This is a genomic window from Kitasatospora sp. NPDC032121, from assembly GCF_055580145.1.
Genome location: NZ_JBVILX010000002.1, coordinates 296,502 through 319,286, shown reverse-complemented (window position 1 = coordinate 319,286; position 22,785 = coordinate 296,502). Strand labels below are relative to the sequence as shown.

20 protein-coding genes and 1 pseudogene are annotated in these 22,785 nt (G+C 73.5%); 6 read left to right on the top strand and 15 right to left on the bottom strand.

The features are described 5' to 3' along the window. Positions 1 to 414: 414 nt before the first annotated feature. Positions 415 to 1,074, top strand: a complete 660-nt coding sequence (locus ACZ5OX_RS07275) for a response regulator (RefSeq protein WP_392868616.1) — start codon at positions 415 to 417, stop codon at positions 1,072 to 1,074. 65 nt (positions 1,075 to 1,139) lie between these two features. Then, a complete protein-coding gene (locus ACZ5OX_RS07270) occupies positions 1,140 to 2,240 on the top strand; it encodes a phosphotransferase (RefSeq protein ID WP_465629094.1) in 1,101 nt (366 codons plus the stop codon). A 5-nt stretch (positions 2,241 to 2,245) separates the two neighbouring features. Here the strand turns inward: ACZ5OX_RS07270 and ACZ5OX_RS07265 are convergent, their stop codons facing one another. The 10 genes and pseudogenes from ACZ5OX_RS07265 to ACZ5OX_RS07220 all read right to left on the bottom strand — a co-directional run bounded on the left by ACZ5OX_RS07265 (position 2,246) and on the right by ACZ5OX_RS07220 (position 13,950). Further along, a complete protein-coding gene (locus ACZ5OX_RS07265; RefSeq protein WP_465629093.1) occupies positions 2,246 to 3,949 on the bottom strand; it encodes a protein kinase domain-containing protein in 1,704 nt (567 codons plus the stop codon). Positions 3,950 to 4,061: 112 nt separating this feature from the next. Next, the gene (locus ACZ5OX_RS07260; RefSeq protein WP_465629092.1) at positions 4,062 to 5,492 is read right to left on the bottom strand and encodes a protein kinase domain-containing protein; all 1,431 of its coding nucleotides are present in this window, start codon (positions 5,490 to 5,492) and stop codon (positions 4,062 to 4,064) included. A 296-nt stretch (positions 5,493 to 5,788) separates the two neighbouring features. Further along, entirely contained in the window at positions 5,789 to 6,403 is a 615-nt protein-coding gene (locus tag ACZ5OX_RS07255; RefSeq protein WP_449787863.1) for a bacterial proteasome activator family protein, read from the bottom strand. Between the two features lie 275 nt (positions 6,404 to 6,678). Then, positions 6,679 to 7,503: a hypothetical protein gene (locus ACZ5OX_RS07250; RefSeq protein ID WP_465629091.1), complete on the bottom strand. Its 825-nt coding sequence runs from the start codon at positions 7,501 to 7,503 to the stop codon at positions 6,679 to 6,681. Between the two features lie 185 nt (positions 7,504 to 7,688). Next, positions 7,689 to 8,666 (bottom strand): NAD(P)H-quinone oxidoreductase, encoded by a 978-nt coding sequence (locus ACZ5OX_RS07245; protein WP_465629090.1) that lies wholly within the window; start codon positions 8,664 to 8,666, stop codon positions 7,689 to 7,691. Between the two features lie 42 nt (positions 8,667 to 8,708). Continuing rightward, positions 8,709 to 9,749 carry a potassium channel family protein gene (locus tag ACZ5OX_RS07240; RefSeq protein WP_465629608.1) on the bottom strand — a complete coding sequence of 347 codons (1,041 nt, stop codon included), beginning with the start codon at positions 9,747 to 9,749 and terminating at the stop codon, positions 8,709 to 8,711. Positions 9,750 to 9,918: 169 nt separating this feature from the next. Next, positions 9,919 to 11,127, bottom strand: coding sequence for a molybdopterin molybdotransferase MoeA (locus ACZ5OX_RS07235; protein WP_465629089.1), 1,209 nt, complete (start codon positions 11,125 to 11,127; stop codon positions 9,919 to 9,921). Further along, positions 11,124 to 12,066, bottom strand: a pseudogene (locus ACZ5OX_RS07230) (NTP transferase domain-containing protein). Before ACZ5OX_RS07230 ends, ACZ5OX_RS07235 begins: the two are co-directional and overlap by 4 nt. A 23-nt stretch (positions 12,067 to 12,089) precedes the next feature. After that, positions 12,090 to 13,046, bottom strand: a complete 957-nt coding sequence (locus ACZ5OX_RS07225) for an MBL fold metallo-hydrolase (RefSeq protein ID WP_465629088.1) — start codon at positions 13,044 to 13,046, stop codon at positions 12,090 to 12,092. 136 nt (positions 13,047 to 13,182) lie between these two features. Beyond that, complete coding sequence (locus ACZ5OX_RS07220; protein WP_465629087.1) at positions 13,183 to 13,950, bottom strand: polyprenol monophosphomannose synthase; 768 nt, start codon at positions 13,948 to 13,950, stop codon at positions 13,183 to 13,185. A 340-nt stretch (positions 13,951 to 14,290) separates the two neighbouring features. Here ACZ5OX_RS07220 and manA point away from each other — a divergent pair, with 340 nt between their 5' ends. Then, the gene (gene manA / locus ACZ5OX_RS07215; RefSeq protein ID WP_465629086.1) at positions 14,291 to 15,496 is read left to right on the top strand and encodes a mannose-6-phosphate isomerase, class I; all 1,206 of its coding nucleotides are present in this window, start codon (positions 14,291 to 14,293) and stop codon (positions 15,494 to 15,496) included. 29 nt (positions 15,497 to 15,525) lie between these two features. Here manA and dnaB read toward each other — a convergent pair whose 3' ends face one another. Continuing rightward, positions 15,526 to 17,013: a replicative DNA helicase gene (gene dnaB / locus ACZ5OX_RS07210; RefSeq protein ID WP_465629607.1), complete on the bottom strand. Its 1,488-nt coding sequence runs from the start codon at positions 17,011 to 17,013 to the stop codon at positions 15,526 to 15,528. 573 nt (positions 17,014 to 17,586) lie between these two features. Between dnaB and ACZ5OX_RS07205 the strand changes: the two genes are divergently transcribed. Next, positions 17,587 to 18,927, top strand: coding sequence for an MATE family efflux transporter (locus ACZ5OX_RS07205; protein ID WP_465629085.1), 1,341 nt, complete (start codon positions 17,587 to 17,589; stop codon positions 18,925 to 18,927). A gap of 75 nt (positions 18,928 to 19,002) precedes the next feature. Here ACZ5OX_RS07205 and rplI read toward each other — a convergent pair whose 3' ends face one another. The 4 genes from rplI to rpsF all read right to left on the bottom strand — a co-directional run bounded on the left by rplI (position 19,003) and on the right by rpsF (position 20,775). After that, positions 19,003 to 19,449 (bottom strand): 50S ribosomal protein L9, encoded by a 447-nt coding sequence (gene rplI, locus ACZ5OX_RS07200; protein WP_359822975.1) that lies wholly within the window; start codon positions 19,447 to 19,449, stop codon positions 19,003 to 19,005. Positions 19,450 to 19,466: 17 nt separating this feature from the next. After that, entirely contained in the window at positions 19,467 to 19,703 is a 237-nt protein-coding gene (gene rpsR / locus ACZ5OX_RS07195) for a 30S ribosomal protein S18 (RefSeq protein WP_030059640.1), read from the bottom strand. 79 nt (positions 19,704 to 19,782) lie between these two features. Continuing rightward, on the bottom strand, positions 19,783 to 20,388 hold the full coding sequence (locus ACZ5OX_RS07190) for a single-stranded DNA-binding protein (RefSeq protein ID WP_449787872.1): 606 nt from the start codon (positions 20,386 to 20,388) through the stop codon (positions 19,783 to 19,785). 96 nt (positions 20,389 to 20,484) lie between these two features. After that, positions 20,485 to 20,775, bottom strand: coding sequence for a 30S ribosomal protein S6 (gene rpsF, locus ACZ5OX_RS07185; RefSeq protein ID WP_188298654.1), 291 nt, complete (start codon positions 20,773 to 20,775; stop codon positions 20,485 to 20,487). Between the two features lie 319 nt (positions 20,776 to 21,094). On the opposite strand from rpsF, the gene ACZ5OX_RS07180 reads away from it, so the two are divergent. Both ACZ5OX_RS07180 and ACZ5OX_RS07175 read left to right on the top strand, forming a co-directional pair. After that, positions 21,095 to 21,394 (top strand): hypothetical protein, encoded by a 300-nt coding sequence (locus tag ACZ5OX_RS07180; RefSeq protein ID WP_392868643.1) that lies wholly within the window; start codon positions 21,095 to 21,097, stop codon positions 21,392 to 21,394. A 261-nt stretch (positions 21,395 to 21,655) separates the two neighbouring features. Next, the gene (locus ACZ5OX_RS07175) at positions 21,656 to 22,774 is read left to right on the top strand and encodes a lipid II:glycine glycyltransferase FemX (RefSeq protein WP_392868645.1); all 1,119 of its coding nucleotides are present in this window, start codon (positions 21,656 to 21,658) and stop codon (positions 22,772 to 22,774) included. The last annotated feature ends 11 nt before the right edge of the window (positions 22,775 to 22,785 follow it).

The following is a 22,785-nucleotide window of genomic DNA, read 5'->3' as shown; positions in this document are numbered from 1 at the left end:
GTCTGTCCAGCCGCCCGGGGTCGCCGGTGACCGGTCCGGTCACCGCCTCGCGGGGCGCGCGTGGGTGTGCGCTCCCACTGCGGGGCAGGTGGTGATCCTGTTCCGACGGCGTCCCTCACGAGAACGTTACCCAGCGTCCGCCCTCGGCGCGCTTGCGCTAGGACGTCCTACTTGTTCAGGGTCTACAACCCCGAGGGTGCCGCGGTCGGCTCGCCGTCGGTTGGGTGGGGGTGACGGTCGGCGTGACGCAGCTCTCAATTCGAGCGCCTTCAGGACACCAGCGCACGTTATCCGGGCAGACGCCCGTGCGTAAGGGGGTTCTCGGTATCGGTTTTGGACGGCCCTGGCCGGATCGCGTCGGCACGGGGGTCCGGACGATAGGTCTTTCGTACGGTGATATGGGAGGCTTTGGACGTGACTGATAACGGACAAATCAGGGTATTCCTGCTCGACGATCACGAGGTCGTCCGGCGGGGCGTGCACGATCTGCTCTCGGTCGAGGACGACATCGAGGTGGTCGGCGAGGCCGGCACGGCCGCCGAGGCGCTCACCCGGATCCCGGCGGTCCACCCGGACGTGGCGGTGCTCGACGTCCGGCTGCCGGACGGCAACGGGGTCGAGGTCTGCCGCGAGATCCGGTCCAAGTTGCCGGAGATCAAGTGCCTGATGCTGACCTCGTTCTCGGACGACGAGGCGCTGTTCGACTCGATCATGGCCGGCGCCTCCGGCTACGTGCTGAAGGCGATCCGCGGCACCGACCTGATCACCGCCGTCCGGGACGTCGCGGCCGGCCGCTCGCTGCTCGACCCGGTCGCCACCAGCAGGGTGCTCGCCCGGCTGCGCGACGGCGGGGAGAAGGAGGACGAGCGGCTCTCCCAACTCACCAAGCAGGAACGGCGGATCCTCGATCTGATCGGCGAAGGTATGACAAATCGTCAGATCGGCAACGAGTTGCACCTGGCCGAGAAGACGGTGAAGAACTACGTCTCGAGTCTGCTCGCCAAGATGGGCATGGAGCGGCGCACCCAGGCGGCCGCCTTCGTGGCGCGGCACCAGGCCGACCACCAGTACTGACCGAACGGCTGCACAGAGTTGACGGTTTGTCAAGGGCCCCCGCAAGGGGGCCATAACCTCTGCACGTGACTTTCAGCCAGACCCTCGCCTGCGCACCGGCCCGCCCCGACATCTCCGCACCGCCGATGGGAACCCTCAGTCCACCCGTCCCGCCGGACGCGCTGGCCGAGGTCCTGGCCCGCTACCGGGTGGGCCGGCTGCTGACCGCCGAACCCGTGGCCGAGGGCCTGCTGAACCGGGGGTACCTGGTCACCACCGAGGCCGGTCCGTACTTCCTGAAGTGCTACGTCGACTCCGCCACCGCCAGCCGTCCGAAGATCCTCGCCCACCACCGCGCGATGGCCGCGCTGAACACCCTCGGACTGCCCGTCGCACCCCCGCTGGCCTGTGCCGGACTGTCCGGCACGGTGGCCTCCTGCGGCGGCCGGCTGTTCGCGCTGTTCCCCTGGGTCGACGGCCGGCACCGGCACGGCGACGAGCTCGACCCGTCGCAGTGCGACGCGCTCGGCGCGCTGCTCGGCCGGCTGCACGGCGCGCTCGACGACGTCTGCGCCCCCATCGAACAACCCGCCGGCTACCACAGCGCCGACCCCGTCGACAGCGCCGAGCTCGCCCGCGACCTGCGCTCCCGCGCCCGGGAGCACCACCCGGCCGAGGAGTTGGACGCCCTGGTGGTGGAACGGCTCACGGAACGGCTGGATCTGCTCGCCGAGCACGCCCACCGCCGCCCCGCCCCGGAGGCCGCACCGCCCACCGGCTGGACCCACGGCGACTTCCACGGCCTCAACCTGCTCTACGACGACGGCCCGCGGGGCGGCCGGGTGGCGGCCGTCCTGGACTGGGACAAGCTCGGCCCGCAGCCACGCGCCGAGGAGGCCGTCCGGGCCGCCACGCTGCTCTTCAACGACCGCTCGTCCGGCGTCCTCGACCTGGTCCGGGTCCGCCGCTACTCACAGGCCTACCGGGCCTCCGGCGCCGCCACCGCCGAGCAGTTGGCCGCCGCCGTCCACCGGGTCTGGTGGGAGCGGCTGAACGACTTCTGGATGCTGCAGTGGCGCTACCAGCGGGCCGACCACCGGGCCGACCCGCTCTACCCCGCCTCCGCGGGACAGCTGGCGTGGTGGTGCCAGGAGTACGAGCAGGTCCTGGACGCCTTCGCCAACTGACCGCGTCAGGGGGACGACTTCGCGTCCGTCGGCTTCGGGTCCACCGGCGGCTTCGCCGTCCCCGTGCCGGCGCCCGAGGTCGCCGCCGGCGTCGTCGCCGCCGGCGCCGTCGTGGCCGGCGCGCTCCCGGTCGCACTGTGGCTGGGGGGCGTGGTCTGCGTCGGCGTCGGCGTGCCGTGCTTGCCGGTGCTCGGCGACGGCGACATGTTGTTGCCGTTGTTGCCGGTGTTGTTCCCGTTGTTGTTGCCGGGGTCGGTCGGGGCCTGCGGCTTCTTGCTGCCGGAGACCGAGGCCGGCGGGGTGGTCAGGCCGCTCTGGGCGGGCGCGCTCGGCTCCGTGCTGGTGACCGCCGGGGGCTGCGTCGGGGACACCTCGTGGTCGGGCTTGTCGCCGCTGATCGCGAACGCGATGCCCGCACCGGCCGCGACCAGCACGGCGATCGCGCCGGCCACCCAGGCCCACGGCCCGCGCCGCCGTACGGGGCCGTCCCCGGCCTCGTCCGCGCCGCCACCGTACGGGGCGCCGGCCGCCGGGTAGGGCGAGGAGGGGGTGTGCGGGCCGCCCGTGGAGTACGGCAGCACGGAGGTCTGGTCGCCCGGGCGCACCGCGCCGAAGGCCGCGGTGGCCGCGGTCTGGTCCGGCCGCAGCACCTGGGTCGCGCCGGTGTCGCCCGAGGTGGCGCCGACCCAGCCGTCCCCGGCCGCGCCGTGCATCTCGCGCAGGGCGTGCTGCAGGTGGGCGCGGAACTCGTCGGCGTCCTGGAAGCGGTCGTCCGGGTTCTTGGCGAGCGAGCGCAGCACCAGCGGGTCGAGCCCGGCCGGCACCCGGCCGTTGGCCTGCGAGGGCGGCATCGGCGGGTCCTGGACGTGCTGGTAGACCACCGACAGCGGCGTGTCGCCGGTGAACGGCGGGCGCAGCGTGAGCAGTTCGTACAGCATGCAGCCGGCCGCGTACAGGTCCGAGCGGTGGTCGACCGGCTTGCCGAGCGCCTGCTCGGGCGAGAGGTACTGCGGGGTGCCCATGACCATGCCGGTCTGGGTCATCGTGGTGGCCCCGCCGGTCAGCGCCCGGGCGATGCCGAAGTCCATCACCTTGACCGCGCCGGTGTTGGTGATGATCACGTTGGCGGGCTTGATGTCCCGGTGGACGATGCCGTTGCGGTGGCTGTAGGCGAGCGCCTCCAGCACCCCGGCGATGATGATCAGCGCCTGGTCGACCGGCGGCGCCTCCTCGTCCGCCAGCAGCTCGCGGACGGTGCGGCCCTCGACCAGCTCCATCACGATGTACGGCGTGGACTCGTCCCCGACGTACTCCTCGCCGGTGTCGTAGACCGAGACGATCGAGTGGTGGTTGAGCGCCGCGACGGCGTGTGCCTCACGGGTGAAGCGCAGCCGGGCGACGTCGTCCTGGGCCAGTTCGCCACGCAGGAGCTTGACCGCGACGGTGCGGCCGAGCCGCACGTCCTCGGCGGCGAACACCTCGGCCATGCCGCCGCGTCCGAGCCTGTGGGTCAGCCGGTAGCGGCCGTCGCCGACGGTGCTCAGCGGCACGGCTGTGCCGCGGCCCGGGGTCTGCGGGCCGCCCGCGGTGACCGGCGGCAGCGCCGAGGTCGGCGCCTCGGCGGCGGGCTCGGGAATCCTCGGGGTACCGCCGGTCCGGCCGACCGCTCGGACACCCGCGTCGTCGTCCGGCTGCTGCGTCTGTGCCATCGCTCCTCGCCCCGGGCGTTCGCTCGGATCGCGGTGCCCTGTCGCTTTCGTATCCCCGAACGCTACCGCTTCCGGCGGGAGGACGCGGCACCCCCCAACCGGCCGTAAACCGTCAGAGCAGGCCATTCCGGTCGGCGGGGAGGTCGAGGACCAGCACGTTGGCGGGGCGGTCCGCGTGGCCGAGCTTGCCGCCGGACTTCTCGTTCGCCTTGTTGACCACGATCGCGATGATGATGCCCGCGAGCACCAGCACGCCGACGATGATCCCGATCACGACCACGGCCGTCGAGCAGCCACCGCCGCCGCTGGGCGCCTTCGGCTGCTGGTACGGCGGCATCGGCTGCGGCGGCGGGGTGTGCGCCTGCGGCGGCTGCTGGAGGAACTGCGGGTGCGGCGTCCGGTAGGCCGGCGGCGGGGTCTGGTACTGCGGCTGCGGCGGCTGCTGGAGGAACTGCGGGTGCGGCGTCTGCGGAGCCTGCGGGTGCGGCGCCTGGTAGGCCGGCGGCGGGGTCTGATACTGCGGCTGCGGCGGCTGCTGGAGGAACTGCGGGTGCGGCGTCTGCGGAGCCTGCGGAGCCTGCGGGGCGGCGTGCACCGAGCGCGGGCCCTCGTTGATCACCAGCGGGGTGCTGGCCTGCAGCTTGTGCCCGTTGTCGCCGCCCTTGGCGGACGCGATCAGCCGCTCCGCCTCGTCCCGCATCGCCGCCGCGCTCTGGAACCGGTGCGCCGGGTCCTTGCGCAGCGCCTGGGCGACGAACGCGTCCACCTCGGGGGTGACCGAGCGGTTGAGGGTGGAGGGGGCCGGCGGCTCCTCCTGGACGTGCTTGTAGGCGATCGAGAACGCCGAGTCGCCGTCGAAGACCAGCTGCCCGGTGATCATCTCGAAGAGCATCACGCCGACCGAGTACAGGTCGGAGCGGGCGTCCACCGGCTTGCCGAGCGCCTGCTCGGGCGAGAGGTACTGCGGGGTGCCGACCACCATGCCGGTCTGGGTCATCGACGTGACGCCGGATTCCAGCGCGCGGGCGATGCCGAAGTCCATGACCTTGACGTTGCCCTTGCGGTCGAACATGACGTTGCCGGGCTTGATGTCGCGGTGCACCAGGCCCATGTCGTGCGAGGCCTCCAGCGCGTTCAGCACGCCGACGGTGACCTTCAGGGCCTGCTCGGCCGGCATCGCGCCGTACTGGCCGATCGCCTCGTTGATCGCGTCGCGCAGGCCCATGCCGTCGATCAGCTGCATGACGATGTACGGCGTGCTGGAACCGTCCGGGGCGACGTCCTCGCCGCTGTCGTACACCGTGACGATGTTCGGGTGCTCCAGCCGCGCCACGGCCTGGGCCTCGCGGCGGAACCGCTCCTTGAACGAGTCGTCCCGGCCCAGCTCGCTGTGCATGCTCTTCAGCGCGACCTGCCGGTCCAGCACGCGGTCGTGGGCGAGGTGCACGGAGGCCATGCCGCCCTCGCCCAGCAGCCGCTGCAGCACATAGCGGCCGTTGCCCAGGGAGAAGCCCTCGACCGCCGCGTTGCCGTGCTCGCTCATGGTCCTCTGCTCCCCCTCGGCGCGGCCGTGCTCGCCGCAGCCTGACGTTCGGTCTCGTCCGTGCGTGGTGGCCCTGCCCGCTGGACTGGCGGGCCCTGCCGCGGCGGTTCCACCGGCCGGCGACAGGGGCCAGGGTATCGGCTCGCGCCGACGGTGATCGGTCCAGGGCCGGGCCCGCTCCCCGGTCCCGGCCCCCGGTCCCGACGGCCGGGACCGGGGGCGGACCGTCGCGGTGCGTCCGGTCCGGACGCGGACCGGACGCACCTGTCGCCGGGGGGGGTGGGTCCGGATGCGACTTACAGGTAGGGACCGGAGCGGATGCCGCGGCCCTGGCCCGGCTCGTCCTCCTCCGGCTCGCCGCTGTGCAGGCCGGGCGGCAGCGCCCGCCGCATCTGCTCCAGCTGGGCCCGCGCCGCCATCTGCTGCGCGAACAGCGCGGTCTGGATGCCGTGGAACAGGCCCTCCAGCCAGCCGACCAGCTGGGCCTGGGCGATCCGCAGCTCGGCCTCGGTCGGGATGGAGTCCTCGGTGAAGGGCAGCGACAGCCGCTCCAGCTCGGCGACCAGCTCCGGGGCCAGACCGAGTTCGAGTTCCTTGATCGAACTCGCGTGGATGTCCTTCAGCCTGGCCCGGCTCGCCTCGTCCAGAGGCGCCGCCCGGACCTCCTCCAGCAGCTGCTTGATCATGCTGCCGATGCGCATGACCTTGGCGGGCTGCTCGACCATCTCGGTCACCGGGAGCTCGCGCGGCACGTCGCCCTCGTGCTCCCCCTCCCCCACCGGGCCGCCGAACCCCTGGCCCACGGGCATCCCGTCCGGTCCGACGATCAGCACCTTCTGGCCGTCCTGCGACTGCCCGCCGGCGGCCCGCAAGGGCTCCTGCGACGGGCGCTCGTTCATCGGATTCGTCATGAACAACATTCTCTCTCACTGGGATTGGCCGGGCGGAAGCCCCCGGTCGTCCCGCCGTCCTGCGCCACCCCTGACGACGGTACGCCGCCGGGCGCCGCGCGGGTATCCGTACGGATACTCAGTTCCCGCACCGCGTCCGCCGACCGCCCGTCCGCCAACCGTCCGCCGCCCGCCGACGGCGCCCGGCCCGGCCGGCCCCGCCCGCCGAACCGCAGCCGCCGACGACCCGGCCCCGCGCCGGGCGTGCCGCACCCGGCGCGGGGCCCTCCCGGGCCTCAGCCCTTGCGCAGCCGCAGGCCGACCAGTCCCAGGCCGCAGCCGATCAGGCCCAGGCCGACGCCCAGCGGGAGCTGGGTGGTGGAGGCGTCCTGCCAGTGGGCCGGGAAGATCGCGGGCACAGCGGCGACGGCGGCGACCGGCTGCCCGGTGGCCGCGCCGACGTCCGGAGCGGCCGGGGCTGGGACGGCGGCGGTGTCGCCGGGTGTCCCGGTCTCCGCGGCGCCCCCGTCGGCCTCCGGCTGCTCCGCCTCGGCGACCAGCTCCGGGGCCTGCCCCGGTGCCTGCTCCGGTGCCTGCTCGGGAGCCTGCTCCGGTGCCTGCTCGGGAGCCTGCTCGGGGACCTGCTCCGGCCCCAGCTCGACGGCTTGGCCCGGCGCCTGCTCGGGGGCCTGCTCCGGCACCCGCTCGGGAGCCTGCTCGGGGGCCTGCTCCCTGACCTGTCCCCTGGCCTGTCCCCTGGCCTGTCCCCTGGCCCGTTCCACGGCGGCGTCGGAGCGCTCGGGCAGCGAGGCCGGGTGGTGCCGGCGGACCCACCCGCGGGCGCCGTGCGGATGCGGATGCGGCACCGGCCGCCGCGGCGGCGCGGCCGCCGGCCCGGGGGCGTCCGTCCCCGCCTCCGGCGAGGGCAGGACCGTCGGCAGCGGCAGGGCCGCCGGCGAAGGCAGCGCGACGGCCGCGGAGGCGGCGGCCAGCGGGAGGGTGAGCCCGAGCACGGCCGCCGCGAACAGCCGCTGGGCGCGGCCGGGGGAGCGGCGGGAAGTACGACGGTGGTGCGGCGCCACGGGCAGTGGCCCGAGCGGTGCGTGCGGTGATGCGGCCACGGTCGGAGTCCTTCCGACGGCCGACGGCGCCCGGGGGCGGCATCGGCGGCGGGACTGCTCCGGACCAGACTCGCACGCCCCGGCCGTTACGGCATTTCGGGCAATTCACGCCCTTTCCGCCGCCGTCCGCCCCGCCCCCGGACCTCCCCCGAACCTCCCCTCGACCTCCCCCGGACCTCCCCCGCTCAGGCCCGCAGCACGACCTTCCCGACCTGCTCCCCGCGCTCCAGCACCCGGTGCGCCTCGGCCACCTCCGCCAGCGGGAGCACCCGGTCCACGACCGGCCGCACCACCCCGGACTCGACCAGCGGCCACACGTGCTCCCGCACGGCCGCCACGATCGCCGCCTTCTCCGCCAGCGGGCGCCCGCGCAGGTTGGTGGCGATCACCGCCCCGCGCTTGCGCAGCAGCGCGTTGAGGTCGAGCTCGCCCTTCACCCCGCCCTGGAGGCCGATGATCACCAGCCGCCCGTTGACCGCCAGCGCCTCCACGTTCCGCGGGAGGTACCTGGCGCCCATGATGTCCAGGATCACGTCCGCCCCGGCGCCGCCGGTGGCCTCCCGGAGCGCCTCGACGAAGTCCTGCTCGCGGTAGTCGATCAGGATGTCCGCGCCCAGCTCGGCGCACCGCGCCAGCTTCTCCCGGCTGCCCGCGGTGACCGCGATCCGCGCGCCGACCGCCTTGGCCAGCTGGATCGCCATGGTCCCGATCCCGCTCGCGCCACCGTGCAGCAGCACCGTCTCGCCGGGCCGCAGGTGCGCGGTGAGGAAGACGTTGGACCACACCGTGCAGGCCACCTCGGGCAGCGCCGCGGCCTCCTCGACGGACAGCCCCGCGGGCAGCGGCAGCAGCTGCCCGGTCGGCACCGCGACCCGCTGCGCGTAGCCGCCGCCGGCCAGCAGCGCGCACACTTCGTCGCCGACCGCCCAGCCGGACACCCCGGGCCCGAGCGCGACGATCCGCCCGGCGCACTCCAGCCCCGGATAGGGCGAGGCGCCGGGCGGCGGGTTGTAGAAGCCCTGCCGCTGGAGGAGGTCGGCACGGTTGACGGCGGTGGCCGCCACCTCGACCAGGACCTCGCCCTCGGCGGGCACCGGGTCGGGCACCTCGGCCCAGACCAGTGCCTCGGGACCACCGGGTACGGGAATCGTCATCGCATGCATGCCCCGAACCTACTGCGGTCCGGGGCGGTTGCACGGCGCGGCTCAGCCGGTCGGCGCGACTCCGCTGGACTTGATGACGATGACCCGGTCGGTGAGCTGGAGCACGGCGGCCTCCGGCTCGGTGTAGTTGAGCACCCGTCGGCCCCGGACCACCGCGACCACCAGGTCGTCGCACTCGCGCGGGCTGTGCCCGGCCTCGGCCCGGGTGACCGGACGCTCCACCACGTCCAGCCCGTTGCCGTACGTCAGCAGGTCCTCCATCACCGCCCCGGCGTGCGGGCTGAGCATCGACAGCCCGAGCAGGCGGCCGGCCGAACTGGAGCTGGTCACCACGACGTCGGCGCCGCTCTGCCGCAGCAGCGGCGCGTTCTCGTCCTCCCGGACGGCGGCGACCACGGTGGCGGCCTTGTTCAGCTGCCGGGCCGTCAGCGTGATCAGTACGGCGGTGTCGTCCCGCTCCGGTGCGACCACCACCCGCGCGGCGGTGGGCAGCGCGGCCCGCACCAGGGTGTCGGTGCGGGTGGCGTCGCCGACCACCCCGACCAGGCCGTGCTGGGCGGCCTGGTCGATCACCTTGCGCTGCGGGTCGACGACGACGATGTCCTCCTTCTTCACCCCCTGTCCGAGCAGGGTGTCGACGGCGCTGCGGCCCTTCGTCCCGTAGCCGATGACGACGGTGTGCTCGCGCACGGTGGACCTCCAGCGGTTCAACCGCCATTGCAGGCGGGTCCGTTCGGTGAGCACCTCCAGGGTGGTGCCGACCAGGATGATCAGGAACACCACGCGCAGCGGGGTGATCACGAAGATGTTGGTGAGCCGGGCGCTGTCGCTGAACGGGGTGATGTCGCCGTACCCGGTGGTGGAGAGCGTCACCGTGGCGTAGTACGCCGCGTCCAGGAAGCTGAGTTCGCCACCGGCGTTGTCGTTGTAGCCCTCCCGGTCGAGGTAGACGATGAACGAGGTGGCGACCAGGACGGCGAGCGCCAGCAGCAGCCGGGAGCCGACCTGCCGGACGGCGGGCGCGGCCCGTCGGGCGGGCAGCACGATCCCGGCGTCCGCCCACGGCTCGGTGCCGGGCGCCATCGTGCGTCGAAGCCGGCTCACGCGCCCACCTCGCGCTGCCCGGCCGCCGCTTCTCCCGACGCGTACCTGTCGATGGTTCCCTCTCCCCCGGCCGCCGCGTCTCCCGACGCGTACCTCTTGATGGCTCCCTCTCCCCCGGCCGCCGGCCGGGGGTACCCCCACCGCTCGCTCACGGCACCTCCAGCAGTTCGACCGTCTCCCCCGCGCCCGCCCCGCCGGGCGGCACCACGGCCAGCGCCTCCGCCCGGGCGAGCCCGCGCAGCATCGCCGGCCCGTCGAAGGGCAGCGGCAGGACGCCCTCGGCGGTCCGCCGGACCGGCTGGAGCCGGGTGTCCGTACGGTGCCCGTGCAGGTCGGCCGCGACCGGTGCGAGGACGGGGGCGCCGGCCGGCCGCCCGCCGCGGGCGTGCAGCAGCGGCAGGACGAGGGTCACCATCCCGGCGACGGCGGCCAGCGGGTTGCCAGGCAGGCCCACCAGGTGACGGCCGCCGGGGAGTTCGGCCAGCAGCATCGGGTGCCCCGGCCGGACGGCGACGCCGTCCACCAGCAGTCGGCCACCGGCCTCGGCGAGCGCCCGGTGCAGGAAGTCGACCGGCCCGGCGGCCGTCCCGCCGGTGGTGACCACGAGGTCGGCGGTGGAGTGCCGCAGCGCGTCCCGGAGCAGCCCGAAGTCGTCCCGGACGTAGCCGACTTCGGCCGGCTCGGCCCCGGCGGCCCGCAGCCAGGGCGGCAGCAGCGGCCCGAGGGCGTCCCGGACCAGCCCGGGAGCGGGCACCCCGGCGGTGATCAACTCGTCTCCCAGGACGAGCAGTTGGACCTCGGGACGGCGGTGCACGGACAGCCCGTCGTGGCCGCAGGCGGCGGCCAGGCCGAGCACGGCCGGCCCGACCGTGGTGCCGGACGGCAGCAACTCCTCGCCCCGGCGGCACTCCTGGCCGCGCGGGCGGACGTCCTGCCCGGTGCCCAGCGGCCGCGGGCCGCTGTCGTGCAGCAGCGCGCCGTCCGTCCGCCCGTGCTCACGGCGCAGTACGGCGGTGGCGCCGGGCGGCAGTTGGGCACCGGTGGCGATCTCCACGGCGGTGCCGTCGGCCAGCGGCGCCGGATCGGTCCGTCCGGCCAGCACCCGGCCGGCGACCCGCCACGGGCCGGGACCGGCGACCGCCCAGCCGTCCATCGCGGAGGTGTCGAAGGCGGGCAGGTCGGTCAGCGCGCCGAGCGGCTCGGCGAGGGTGCGGCCGAGCGCCTCGGCCAGTGGGACCGCGACCCCGGGCAGCGGGTGCGGCCCGGCCCGGCGCGCCGTCTCGCGGGCCCGGGACCAGCTCAGCACGCCGGGGCCGGTGCCCGGTGCGGTCACGGTGGCCTGGCCGACCGCGCTCACGACTCGCCCGGCCGGCCGGCAGTGCCCCAGCCCTCGACGAGGGCCTCGGCCCGCCGGGCCGCGTCGGCGACGGCCTGCGCCCCGCCGCCCCGCTGGGCGGCCGCGTAGCCGATCAGGAAGGCGGTCAGCGGCGCGGCCGGCCGGTCCACCCCGTGCGCGACCACCCGGGCCGTGTCGAGTAGGCCACGGACGTCGACGTCCAGGTCGATGCCCAGGTCGGCCTTGACCTCGGCGATCCAGTCATCCAGCGTGCGCTCCATGCGCCCATGCTGCCCGATCGGCGGTTTCACCGAGGTGTTCGCCCCGAGTGCGGCGCGCGTCGTTTCGCTCACACCGCGGTGGCGCGACCGGTGAGGTTCAGCTCCGGTCGCGCTCGCGGGCCCGTTCCAGGTCCTCCCAGGTGTCGCAGTCGTGGGCGACGCCGTCGGTGTCGGCCACCCACGGCCCGCTCAGCCCGCCGACCAGCCGGCGCAGCGGCCTACCGGCCGGGTCGCCGAGATCGGCCAGCGCGGCGCGCAGTGCCGCGGTCCGGTAGGCGGCGGCGAGCGGCTGTTCCCGGCCGGCCGCGTCGACCAACACCGCGCGGTCCGCCGGCGCACCGGCCTCGTCGAGGGCGGTGACCAGCCGCTCCACCGTCCGCCGGTCCAGGAACGGCAGGTCGGCGGCGAGCAGCAGCACGACGTCCGCGGTGACCAGGCCGAGCCCGGCCGCGACGGCGGCCACCGGCCCGCCACCGGGCGGCTGCTCCCTGGTCCAGCGGACGCCGGCCCGCCCGCTCGGCCGGGCCGGGCCGACCACCACGGTGGTGCGGGCGCCCGCGCAGGCGGCGAGCACCCGGTCGAGCAGGGTGGTCCCGCCCACCGTCAGCCCCGGTTTGTCGGCCCCGCCGAGGCGCCGGGCGGCCCCGCCCGCCGGGACGATCACGTCGTACGGCGTCATGCGGCCAGTATCCGCCCCTGGCCCTACCGCCCCGCGGCGTCGTCCCGGCCCTCCTCGTCCTCCGGGCCCTCCTCGGGCTCGGCGACGAGTTCGGCCTCGACGGTGTCCTCGGCCGTGCGCGCGGTGTTGGCCCGCGCGCCCAGCTCCAGGAAGGACGGCAGGGTCAGCTCCCCGTAGCGCTCGTTCATCGCCGTGACCAGCGCCTCCGGGTCGCCCGGATGCGCGGCCAGCAGCCGGTCGAAGTCCTGGAGGTACTCGCCGGTGAAGGCGAGCACCCGGGCGGCGTCGTCGCCCTGGCCCGGGGCCCGGTGGCCGGCGATCACCCGTTCCGCCCCGAGGTCGGCGATCCGGCCGAGGTTGTGCCCCCAGGTGGTGCGCTGGGCCGGGGTGGTGTCGGCGGTCCAGACGTGGGTGCCGTTGTGGACGAAGTCCCCGGCGATCACGGTGCGGATGCTCGGCACGTGGACGACCGTGGAGTCCCCGCAGTCGGCCTGGCCGAGCAGCAGCACCGGGATCACCTGGCGGTCCAGCATCAGCGGCTGCGGCAGCAGCGGGGCGGGGATCAGCGGGTGGTCCGGGACGTCGTCGCCGTACACCGGCTTCCACTGCGCGACCTTCGCGGCGACGGTCCGCCGGATGCCCTCGACCACGGCCGGGGCGGCCAGCAGCTGCGCCTCGGGGAAGAGCCGCAGCACCTCCTCGGCGCCGAAGTAGTGGTCCGGGTGCTGGTGGGTGACCACGACGGCGAGCAGCCGTCTGCCCTTGCCGGCGACCCACTCGGCCAGCTCGCGACCGGCGCTGCGGGTGAGCTGGGCGTCCACCAGGATCGCCGTCCGCTCGCCGAGGATCAGCGTGGAGGTGGCGAAGAAGGCCGACTCGGGACCGGTGAAGACGGCGACCTCCAGCGGCCGGACCGGCTGCCCGGACTCCGGCCGCTCGGCACCCGCGCCGGCGCTCTCCTCGGGCGGGGACGTCGTCACGGGCTGCTCCCTCTGGTCGGCGGTCGGATTTCCTGCGCCCTACAGCATGGGAGCACGGGCGGCCGAATGCGCGGAAGGCGCGCCCGGCGGGGCACGCCTTCCGGTGCACGTCACACCGTGCGCGGGAGTTCGGTCGTCAGCGCGTGGCGGCGGCGCCGCGCAGTCGCGCCAGCCGGTCGGTGACGCCCCAGGTGGTCACCCGCCACAGCGCCTCGACCACGATGTTGCGGCTCATCTTGGACGCCCCGAGTTCACGCTCGACGAAGGTGATCGGCACCTCGGCGACCTTGAAGCCGGCCTTCACCGTGCGCCAGGCCAGGTCGACCTGGAAGCAGTACCCGGCCGAGGCGACCTCGTCCATGCCCAGGCCCAGCAGGGTCTCCTTGCGGAACGCCCGGTAGCCGCCGGTGACGTCCCGGATCGGCACGTCCAGCATCAGCCGCGAGTACGTCGAGCCGCCGCGCGAGAGCAGCAGTCGCGACTTCGGCCAGTTGACCACCCGGCCGCCCGGCACCCAGCGCGAGCCCAGCACCAGGTCGGCGCCGCGCAGCGCGGCCAGCAGCCGGTCCAGTTCCTCGGGCTGGTGCGAGCCGTCCGCGTCCATCTCGACCAGGACGTCGTAGCCGTTGTCGATGCCCCAGCGGAAGCCCGCGAGGTAGGCGGCGCCCAGGCCCTCCTTGCCCTTGCGGTGCATGACGTGGACGTGCTCGTCCTCGACCGCCAGCTTGTCCGCCAGCTCGCCGGTGCCGTCGGGGCTGTTGTCGTCGGCGACCAGCACGTGCGCCTCGGGCACGGCGGCACGGACCCGGCCGACGATCCGCTCGACGTTCTCCGCCTCGTTGTAGGTCGGGATGATCACCAGGACCTTGCCGAGATCAGCAAAACTCTGCTGGTTCACGGTCACGTACAAACCTCTCGGCCGATGGCGGGGGTGTCCGGGACACCGGCGCCCGCACTCTGGAACGCGGCTCCGCCGGCACCACCTGGCCGGGGTGGACCTCGGTGGCGAATTGCACGCAGGGCGGAGGCTACTGCGTCCTGGCATCCTACTACCGCGCCGGGAACCGCCGGTCCGACCGCGGCACTCCCACCGGACGCCCGCCGTTTCCCCGTGGGTGACACCGGTCGGCTAGGGTCGTTTCCCTTGCCCGTGCCCGGACAGCCCGCTCCGCCGGGCCCGCCCCGGCGATCCGGACTCGGGACGTCCGGGGCCGCCCAGACAGCGAAGGAGTAGGACCGCGCGCATGGACAGGCTCGTCAACACCGTCCGCCCGTACGCCTGGGGGTCGCTCACCGCCCTGCCCGAGCTGCTCGGGCAGCGGCCGACCGGTGAGCCGCAGGCCGAGCTGTGGATGGGCGCCCACCCCGGTGCCCCGTCGCACGCCGACCGCGGCGAGGGTCCGCGCCGGCTGGACGAGCTGATCGCGGCCGACCCCGAGGGCGAGCTGGGCGCGGCGAGCGTGGCCAGGTTCGGCCCGACCCTGCCGTTCCTCTTCAAGGTGCTGGCCGCGGGCATCCCGCTGTCCATCCAGGCCCACCCCACGCTCGACCAGGCCCGGGCCGGCTTCGCCGCCGAGAACGCCCTCGGCATCCCCCAGGACGCCCCCGAGCGCAACTACCGGGACGCCAACCACAAGCCCGAAATGGTCTGCGCCCTGGGCGAGTTCGAGGGCCTGTGCGGCTTCCGCCGGCCTGCCGACGCGGCCCGACTGCTGGCCGGACTCGCGGTGCCGGGGCTCGCCCCGGTGATCGATCGGCTGGCCGCCGGCGGGGGCACCTCCGGGCCGGAGGCCTGGGGAGAGTCCGAGTCGCTGCGCGGCGCCCTGACCGCCGCCCTCGCGCTCGACGGGGAGACCGTCCGGCGGACCGTCGAGGTGCTGGCGGCGACCGACCCCGACGGGGAGTACGCCCCGTACGCCCGGATCGCCGAGGACTTCCCGGACGACCGCGGCGTGATCGCCGGCATGCTGCTCAACCACGTCCGGCTGCGGGCCGGCCAGGCTCTGTACCTGGGCGCCGGGGTGCCGCACGCCTACCTGTCCGGCGTCTGCGTCGAGCTCCAGGCCAACTCCGACAACGTGCTGCGGGCCGGCCTCACCCCCAAGCACATCGACGTGCCGGAGCTGCTGGAGGTCGTGGTCTTCGCGGCCGGTGCCCCCGAGCTGCTGGAGCCCGTCCCGGTCGAGGGCACCCCGGGCGAGGAGCTCTACCCCGTCCCGATCGACGAGTTCCGGCTGTCCCGCTTCGTGCTGGACGGCGCCGCGCGCGAGATCGACGGCCGCACCCCGCAGATCCTGCTCTGCACCGAGGGCGGCGCCCGGCTGACCGCCGCCGACGGCACCGTGCTGGACCTGGCCCGCGGCCAGTCCGCCTTCCTCCCCGCCACCGGCGCCCCGACCCGCCTCTCCGGCTCCGGCAGCACGCTCTTCCGCGCCACCGTCACCGTCTGACTCCCCCGCCCCCGACGCCGGGGCCGGGCTCAGTCCCGGGTCATGTCGACGAAGCGCGAGTAGTGGCCCTGGAAGGCCACCGTGATGGTCGCGGTCGGACCGTTACGGTGCTTGGCGACGATCAGGTCGGCCTCGCCCGCGCGCGGCGACTCCTTCTCGTAGGCGTCCTCGCGGTGCAGCAGGATGACCATGTCGGCGTCCTGCTCGATCGAGCCGGACTCGCGGAGGTCCGAGACCATCGGCCGCTTGTCGGTGCGCTGCTCGGGGCCACGGTTCAGCTGGGAGAGCGCGATGACCGGGACTTCCAGCTCCTTGGCCAGCAGCTTGAGATTTCGGGACATGTCCGAGACCTCCTGCTGACGGTTCTCGGCCCGCCGGGAGCCGCCGGACTGCATCAGCTGGAGGTAGTCGATGACGATCAGCTTGATGTCGTTGCGCTGCTTCAGCCGGCGGCACTTGGCGCGGATCTCCATCATCGACAGGTTCGGCGAGTCGTCGATGAACAGCGGCGCCTCGCTGACGTCCGGCATCCGGCGGGCGACCCGGGTCCAGTCGTCGTCCGTCATGTTCCCGGAGCGCATGTGGTGCAGCGCCACCCGGGCCTCGGCGGAGAGCAGGCGCATGGCGATCTCGTTGCGGCCCATTTCGAGCGAGAAGATCACGCTCGGCAGCTTGTGGTGGATCGAACAGGCCCGCGCGAAGTCCAGCGCGAGCGTGGACTTGCCCATCGCGGGGCGGGCCGCGATGACGATCATCTGGCCCGGGTGCAGCCCGTTGGTGAGCTGGTCGAAGTCGGCGAAGCCGGTCGGCACGCCGGACATCTGGCCCTGCCGGGAGCCGATCGCCTCGATCTCGTCGAGGGCGCCCTCCATGATGTCGGCGAGCGGCGCGTAGTCCTCGTTGGTGCGCTGCTCGGTGACGGCGTAGATCTCCGCCTGGGCGGCGTTGACGATCTCGTCCACGTCGCCCTCGGCCGCGTAGCCCATGCCGGCGATCCGGGTGCCCGCCTCGACCAGTCGGCGCAGCACCGCGCGCTCGTGCACGATCTGGGCGTAGTACTCGGCGTTGGCCGCCGTCGGGACGGAGTTGACCAGGGTGTGCAGGTACGCGGCGCCGCCGACCCGCTGGAGCTCGCCGCGCTTGGTCAGCTCACCGGCCACGGTGATCGGGTCGGCCGGCTCGCCGCGGGCGTAGAGGTCGAGGATCGCGCCGTGGACCATCTCGTGCGCGGGCCGGTAGTAGTCGGCCGGCTTGAGCACCTCGACCACGTCGGCGATGGCGTCCTTGGAGAGCAGCATGCCGCCGAGGACGGACTTCTCGGCGTCCAGGTCCTGCGGCGGGACGCGCTCGAAGCCGTCCACCGCGCCCGCGCCGTCGCCCTCGTCCCGGCGCTGCCAGCCGCCCTCGGGACGGCCGCCCTTGCCACCCTTCTGGAAGCCGCCCTTGCCGCCGCCCTTCTGGAAGCCGTCGCGGCCACCGCCCTGACGGTCCTCGCCGCGGTTGCGGGAGACCGGCAGCCGGTCGCCGGGGCCGTCCGGGAAGGGGGCGTCGTCGTAGGCGCCGACCGGGAAGGGGTCCTCGGCGGTCTGCCAGTCATCCTCCGGCGGCGGGGCGTCGTGGTCGTCGTACTGGGGGCCGGTCACGCGTGTTCCCCGATCAGCGAGTGGTGCGAAGTTGGAGCGGGCTTGCCGGTGGCTGGGTGGAGCGGATCCTCTTTGTACGCCACGGCTCCGACAAATCGGACGCCGGGGGCGGCGGGAGTGTCGGGCGGAGGGCCCACGCTAAAGCGCCGGACGCCCTTGCGCCAAGGCGGTTATCCACAGGGGGTGTGGATGAGCGGCCCCGTCCTGTGGAGAACTGCCGCAAAGCTGTGGACACCCCTGTGGACGTCCCTGTGGATAACCGGACGATCGATCCACCGTCAACCTGTTGACCTGGGATTACCTCATTCCGGGCCTGTGCATGAGAAATTCTTCACACACCTCCGAACGGCTGTGGGCACAGAGCGGGCGAACCGCGTCGCTCAGGGTTTCGAGTAATAGGCATCTGGCTCTTACATCCATTACCTGTGGATGAGTAGCCTGGTGCCCATGACCGCCTCGCCCCCGACCCCGGCCCCCTCGCGCCGCCGGCACGACCGGGAGATCCTCGCCCTGGCCGTCCCGGCCTTCGGCGCGCTCGTCGCCGAACCGCTCTTCCTGATGGCCGACTCGGCGATCGTCGGCCACCTCGGCACCCCCCAGCTGGCCGGGGTGGGCGTCGCCTCCGCCGCGCTCTCCACCGCGACCGGCGTGTTCGTCTTCCTCGCCTACGCCACCACCGCGGCGGTCGCCCGCCGGATCGGCGCCGGGGACCGCCGGGGCGCCGTGCAGCAGGGCGTCGACGGCATCTGGCTGGCGCTGGGCCTGGCCGTCCCGGTGGTCCTCCTCACCCTGCTGCTGGCCCCCTGGGCGGCCGACGCGCTGGGCGCCTCGGCGACCGCCGCGCCGCACGCGGTGACGTACCTGCGGATCAGCTCCCTGGGCATCCCCGCGATGCTCATCGTGCTCGCCGCCACCGGGGTGCTGCGCGGTCTCCAGGACACCCGCACACCGCTGGTGGTGGCGGTCGCGGGCTTCGCCGCCAACATCGGCCTGAACGCCGGCCTGGTGTACGGCGCCGGGCTCGGGGTGGCCGGCTCGGCCTGGGGCACCGTGCTCGCCCAGACCGGGATGGCCGCCGCCTACCTGGTCGTGGTGGTCCGCGGCGCCCGCCGGGAGGGGGCCTCGCTGCGGCCGGACCCGGCGGGCATCCGGGCCGGTGCCAGGGCCGGCGGCCCGCTGCTGGTCCGGACGATCAGCCTGCGCGCGGTGCTGATGACCGCCACCGCGGTGGCCGCCCGGCTCGGCGACGACCAGGTGGCCGCCCACCAGATCACCATGACGCTGTTCAACTTCCTGGCCTTCGCGCTGGACGCCATCGCGATCGCCGGCCAGGCCATCATCGGCCGCTACCTGGGCGCCTCGGACGCCCCCGGCGCCCGGGCCGCCACCCGGCGGATGGTCGAGTGGGGCATCGTCTCCGGGCTGGTCCTCGGCCTGCTGGTGGTGCTCGCCCGCCCGCTGTACGTCCCGCTGTTCACGCCCGACCCGGTCGTCCGGGCCCAGCTGGACACCGCCCTGCTGCTGCTCGCGCTCACCCAGCCGGTGGCCGGCCTGGTCTTCGTGCTGGACGGCGTGCTGATGGGGGCCGGCGACGGCCCCTACCTGGCCTGGGCCGGGCTCGCCACCCTGGCGGTGTTCGTCCCGGTGGCCCTGGCGGTGCCGGCCACCGGCACCGGACTGGCCGGGCTCTGGTGGGCGATGAACCTGTTCATGCTGCTGCGGGCCGGCTTCCTGGTCTGGCGCGCCCGCGGCGGCAAGTGGCTGGTCACCGGAGCGGTGCGCGGCTGAGGGCGGGGCCAGGCCGGAAAAGACCGAGGGCCGGACTCCCGGAGGAGTCCGGCCCTCGGGCCTGGGCTACGGAGCTCAGGCAGCCACGACGGCGACGTCGAGGTTGGCCACGACGTCCGAGTGCAGCTTGACCGAGACCTTGTGGGAGCCCACGGTCTTGATCGGCGAGGCGATCGCGACGGCGCGCTTGTCCACCGCCGGGCCGCCGGCGGCCTTGATGGCCTCGACGACGTCGGCCTGGGTCACCGAGCCGAACAGACGGCCGGCGTCGCCCGAGCGGACGGCCAGCTTGACCTGGACGCCCTCGAGCTGACCCTTGACCTCGTTGGCGGCCTCGAGGGTCTGGATGGCGTGGATCTTCCGGGCGCGACGGATGGCGTCGACGTCCTTCTGACCACCCTTGGTCCAGCGGATGGCGTAGCCACGCGGGACCAGGTAGTTGCGGGCGTAGCCGTCCTTGACCTCGACGACCTCGCCGGCGGAGCCGAGACCCGGCACCTCGTGCGTGAGGATGATCTTCATTACTCGGTCACCCTCTCTTAGCGCGCGGTGCTGGTGTAGGGCAGCAGCGCCATCTCACGGCTGTTCTTCACGGCCGTGGCGACGTCACGCTGGTGCTGGGTGCAGTTGCCGGTCACCCGACGGGCACGGATCTTGCCGCGGTCGGAGATGTACTTCCGCAGCAGGTTCGTGTCCTTGTAGTCAACGTAGTTGACCTTGTCCTTGCAGAAGACGCAAACCTTCTTCTTCGGCTTGCGAGCAGGCGGCTTCGCCATTGTGTGCTCCATTTGGGGTTCACGGTCCGGCGGGCGTCCGGGGACGCCGGCTGCCGGGCCGCACGAAATCTGTCAGCTCTTAGAACGGGGGCTCTTCCGAGTAGCCGCTGCCACCGGACGGGGCACCCCAGCCGCCGCCCTGGTTTCCACCGGACGGGGCACTGGAGGCCCAGGGGTCGTCGGAGGGGCCGGACTGGCCGCCGCCGGAGTTTCCACCCCAGCCACCGCCGCCCTGCTGGCCGCCACCGCCGCCGCCCCAGCCGCCACCGCCCTGGCCGCCACCCTGCTGGCCGCCGAAGCCGCCACCGGGGCCGCCGGACCGGTTGGCCCGGGTGACCTTGGCGGTCGCCGAGCGCAGGCTCGGGCCGACCTCGTCGACCTCGACCTCGAAGACCGTCCGCTTCTCGCCTTCCTTGGTCTCGTAAGACCGCTGGCGCAGTCGGCCCTGCACGATGACGCGCATGCCGCGCTGCAGCGACTCGGCCACGTTCTCCGCCGGCTGCCGCCAGACGTTGCACGTGAGGAAGAGGCTCTCGCCGTCCTTCCACTCGTTCGTCTGACGGTCGAAGGTGCGGGGGGTGGACGCGATGCGGAACTTCGCGACCGCCGCACCCGACGGGGTGAAGCGCAGCTCGGGGTCGTCGACGAGATTGCCGACGAGGGTGATGACGGTCTCGCCTGCCATGGTGGTGATGACCTCTCGGGAAGATGTCCGTTCACCGCTGTTTCACGTGAAACAGCGGACGCGAGCTACCCGAGACCCGAAGGCCTCAGAGGTGGCTCAGTGGGTGTCCGGGCGCAGGACCTTGGTCCGCAGAACCGACTCGCTCAGGCCCAGCTGGCGGTCGAGCTCCTTGACGACCTCAGGCGTGGCCTTGAGGTCGATGACCGAGTAGATGCCCTCGGACTGCTTGTTGATCTCGTAAGCCAGACGGCGGCGACCCCAGGTGTCGACCTTCTCCACCTTGCCGCCGGCGTTGCGGACGACAGCGAGGAAGCTCTCGATCAGGGGGGAGACAGCGCGCTCCTCGACCGAGGGGTCGAGGATGACCATCAGCTCGTAGTGACGCATGAGTAACCCACCTCCTTTGGACTCAGCGGCCACGGTCTCTCCGTGGCAGGAGGGTTGTGCGTAGCGTCGGCACCGGAGCAGTGACGACTCCGGCCCACCGTAACGGCAGGGTCGGACAGTCGGCCCCGTTCCACCCGGAACGGGTGTCACCCGGAAGAGGGTGCAAAGGGGGCACAACTACACCAGTGCAGACGGCACAGCCTACCCGCACCCGGACGGCCGAACAAAACGCATAGGGGTTGTGAGAGCGACCCAAGCACCGCAATCTGGACGGAACGGGATCCCTGCCCGTTCGTCTCCACGCCAGGAGGTGGGACCCATGGCCCAGTCCGTCCACCGCATGCCCGCCCTCACGCTGAACACCGACGGCCACCCGCACCCCCGCGAGAACGCCCTGGTGGGCATCACCGCCCTGCTGGGCGTGATCGCCTTCACCACCTCGTTCTTCCACAACCTGCACCTGCTGACCTCGTGGACCGGCCTGTTCGGCATCATCACGGGCCTGTGGGGCATGTTCGTCTCGGTCACCACCGCCGAGCGCTTCGTCCTGATGATCACACTCGGTGCCGCCGCCATCGGCTTCTACCTCGGCATCGCCCGCGGCGGCCTCTGGGGCTGATCCGCCCCCGGACCGCCCCCGCGCCGCCGCCCCCGCGTCGGCGCCCCCGCCTGACCCCGTCCCACCCCGTCGCCCCACTGGGACCGAGCCCACAGGGCCCGCCCGGAACCCTCGCCGCCCCCGTCGCGTATCTGCAAGAGGAGACAGGTACCCGACGGGGGCGGCGCCGTGCCCGCAGCGGCGGGCGCCCGAGCCCCGGACGATAAGGTCAGCCCAGAACCTGGGGCCACCGCAGCCCGACCGACGAGGAGCACCGAGCACATGAGCCTGCGCCTGAGGACGATCACCCGCGAGGAGCACCTCGCCTTCATCAGGAGCCGCGCCTCGGCCAGCCACATGCAGGTGCCGTCGTGGGGCGACGTGAAGGCCGAGTGGCGGTCCGAGTCGATCGGCTGGTTCGACGACGCCGACCAGCTCGTCGGCGCCGGCCTGGTCCTCTACCGCCAGCTGCCCAAGCTCAAGCGCTACCTCGCCTACCTGCCCGAGGGCCCGGTCATCGACTGGTTCGACCGCGACCTCGACCGCTGGCTCTCCCCGATGCTGGCGCACCTCAAGTCGCAGGGCGCGTTCTCGGTGAAGATGGGCCCGCCGGTGGTCATCCGCCGCTGGAACGCCCCCACCATCAAGGAGGCCATCGCCGCCAAGCAGGCCAAGCGGCTGCGCGACGTCGAGGCCGACTGGTACGAGGCCCGCGCCTTCGAGGTGGCCGACCGGCTGCGCAAGGCCGGCTGGCTCCAGGGCGAGGACGGCGGCGCCGGCTTCGGTGACGTCCAGCCCCGCTACGTCTTCCAGGTGCCCCTGGCCAACCGCTCGCTGGACGACATCCACAAGAACTTCAACCAGCTCTGGCGCCGCAACATCAAGAAGGCCGAGAAGAGCGGCGTCGAGGTGATCCAGGGCGGCTACGACGACCTGCCGATCTTCCACCAGCTCTACCTGGTCACCGCCGAGCGCGACAAGTTCACCCCCCGCCCGCTGGCCTACTTCCAGCGGATGTGGAAGGCCCTCGTGGCCGAGGACCCGAACCGCATGCGGCTCTACATCGCCTACCACGAGGGCGAGCCGCTGGCCGCCACCACGATGCTGGTGGTCGGCGAGCACGTCTGGTACTCCTACGGCGCCTCGGCCAACCACAAGCGCGAGGTCAAGCCGTCCAACGCCATCCAGTGGCGGATGATGCGCGACTCCTACGCCCTGGGCGGCGGGGTGTACGACCTGCGCGGCATCAGTGACACCCTGGACGAGAACGACCACCTGTTCGGCCTGATCCAGTTCAAGGTCGGCACCGGCGGCCAGGCGGCCGAGTACCTCGGCGAATGGGACTTCCCGCTCAACAAGCTGCTGCACAAGGCCCTCGACCTCTACATGTCCCGCCGCTGAGGAGGCTGACC

What these genes read in the sequence shown, in the direction of transcription:
- ACZ5OX_RS07255 (WP_449787863.1), bottom strand. Translation starts at nt 6,403, where the DNA reads ATGACGAATCCGATGAACGAGCGCCCGTCGCAGGAGCCCTTGCGGGCC.
- ACZ5OX_RS07240 (WP_465629608.1), bottom strand. Translation starts at nt 9,749, where the DNA reads ATGGCGCCCGGCACCGAGCCGTGGGCGGACGCCGGGATCGTGCTGCCC.
- ACZ5OX_RS07190 (WP_449787872.1), bottom strand. Translation starts at nt 20,388, where the DNA reads ATGGCAGGCGAGACCGTCATCACCCTCGTCGGCAATCTCGTCGACGAC.
- rpsF (WP_188298654.1), bottom strand. Translation starts at nt 20,775, where the DNA reads ATGCGTCACTACGAGCTGATGGTCATCCTCGACCCCTCGGTCGAGGAG.
- ACZ5OX_RS07175 (WP_392868645.1), top strand. Translation starts at nt 21,656, where the DNA reads ATGAGCCTGCGCCTGAGGACGATCACCCGCGAGGAGCACCTCGCCTTC.
- manA (WP_465629086.1), top strand. Translation starts at nt 14,291, where the DNA reads ATGGACAGGCTCGTCAACACCGTCCGCCCGTACGCCTGGGGGTCGCTC.
- ACZ5OX_RS07260 (WP_465629092.1), bottom strand. Translation starts at nt 5,492, where the DNA reads ATGAGCGAGCACGGCAACGCGGCGGTCGAGGGCTTCTCCCTGGGCAAC.
- ACZ5OX_RS07265 (WP_465629093.1), bottom strand. Translation starts at nt 3,949, where the DNA reads ATGGCACAGACGCAGCAGCCGGACGACGACGCGGGTGTCCGAGCGGTC.
- ACZ5OX_RS07180 (WP_392868643.1), top strand. Translation starts at nt 21,095, where the DNA reads ATGGCCCAGTCCGTCCACCGCATGCCCGCCCTCACGCTGAACACCGAC.
- ACZ5OX_RS07245 (WP_465629090.1), bottom strand. Translation starts at nt 8,666, where the DNA reads ATGCATGCGATGACGATTCCCGTACCCGGTGGTCCCGAGGCACTGGTC.
- rplI (WP_359822975.1), bottom strand. Translation starts at nt 19,449, where the DNA reads ATGAAGATCATCCTCACGCACGAGGTGCCGGGTCTCGGCTCCGCCGGC.
- ACZ5OX_RS07205 (WP_465629085.1), top strand. Translation starts at nt 17,587, where the DNA reads ATGACCGCCTCGCCCCCGACCCCGGCCCCCTCGCGCCGCCGGCACGAC.
- rpsR (WP_030059640.1), bottom strand. Translation starts at nt 19,703, where the DNA reads ATGGCGAAGCCGCCTGCTCGCAAGCCGAAGAAGAAGGTTTGCGTCTTC.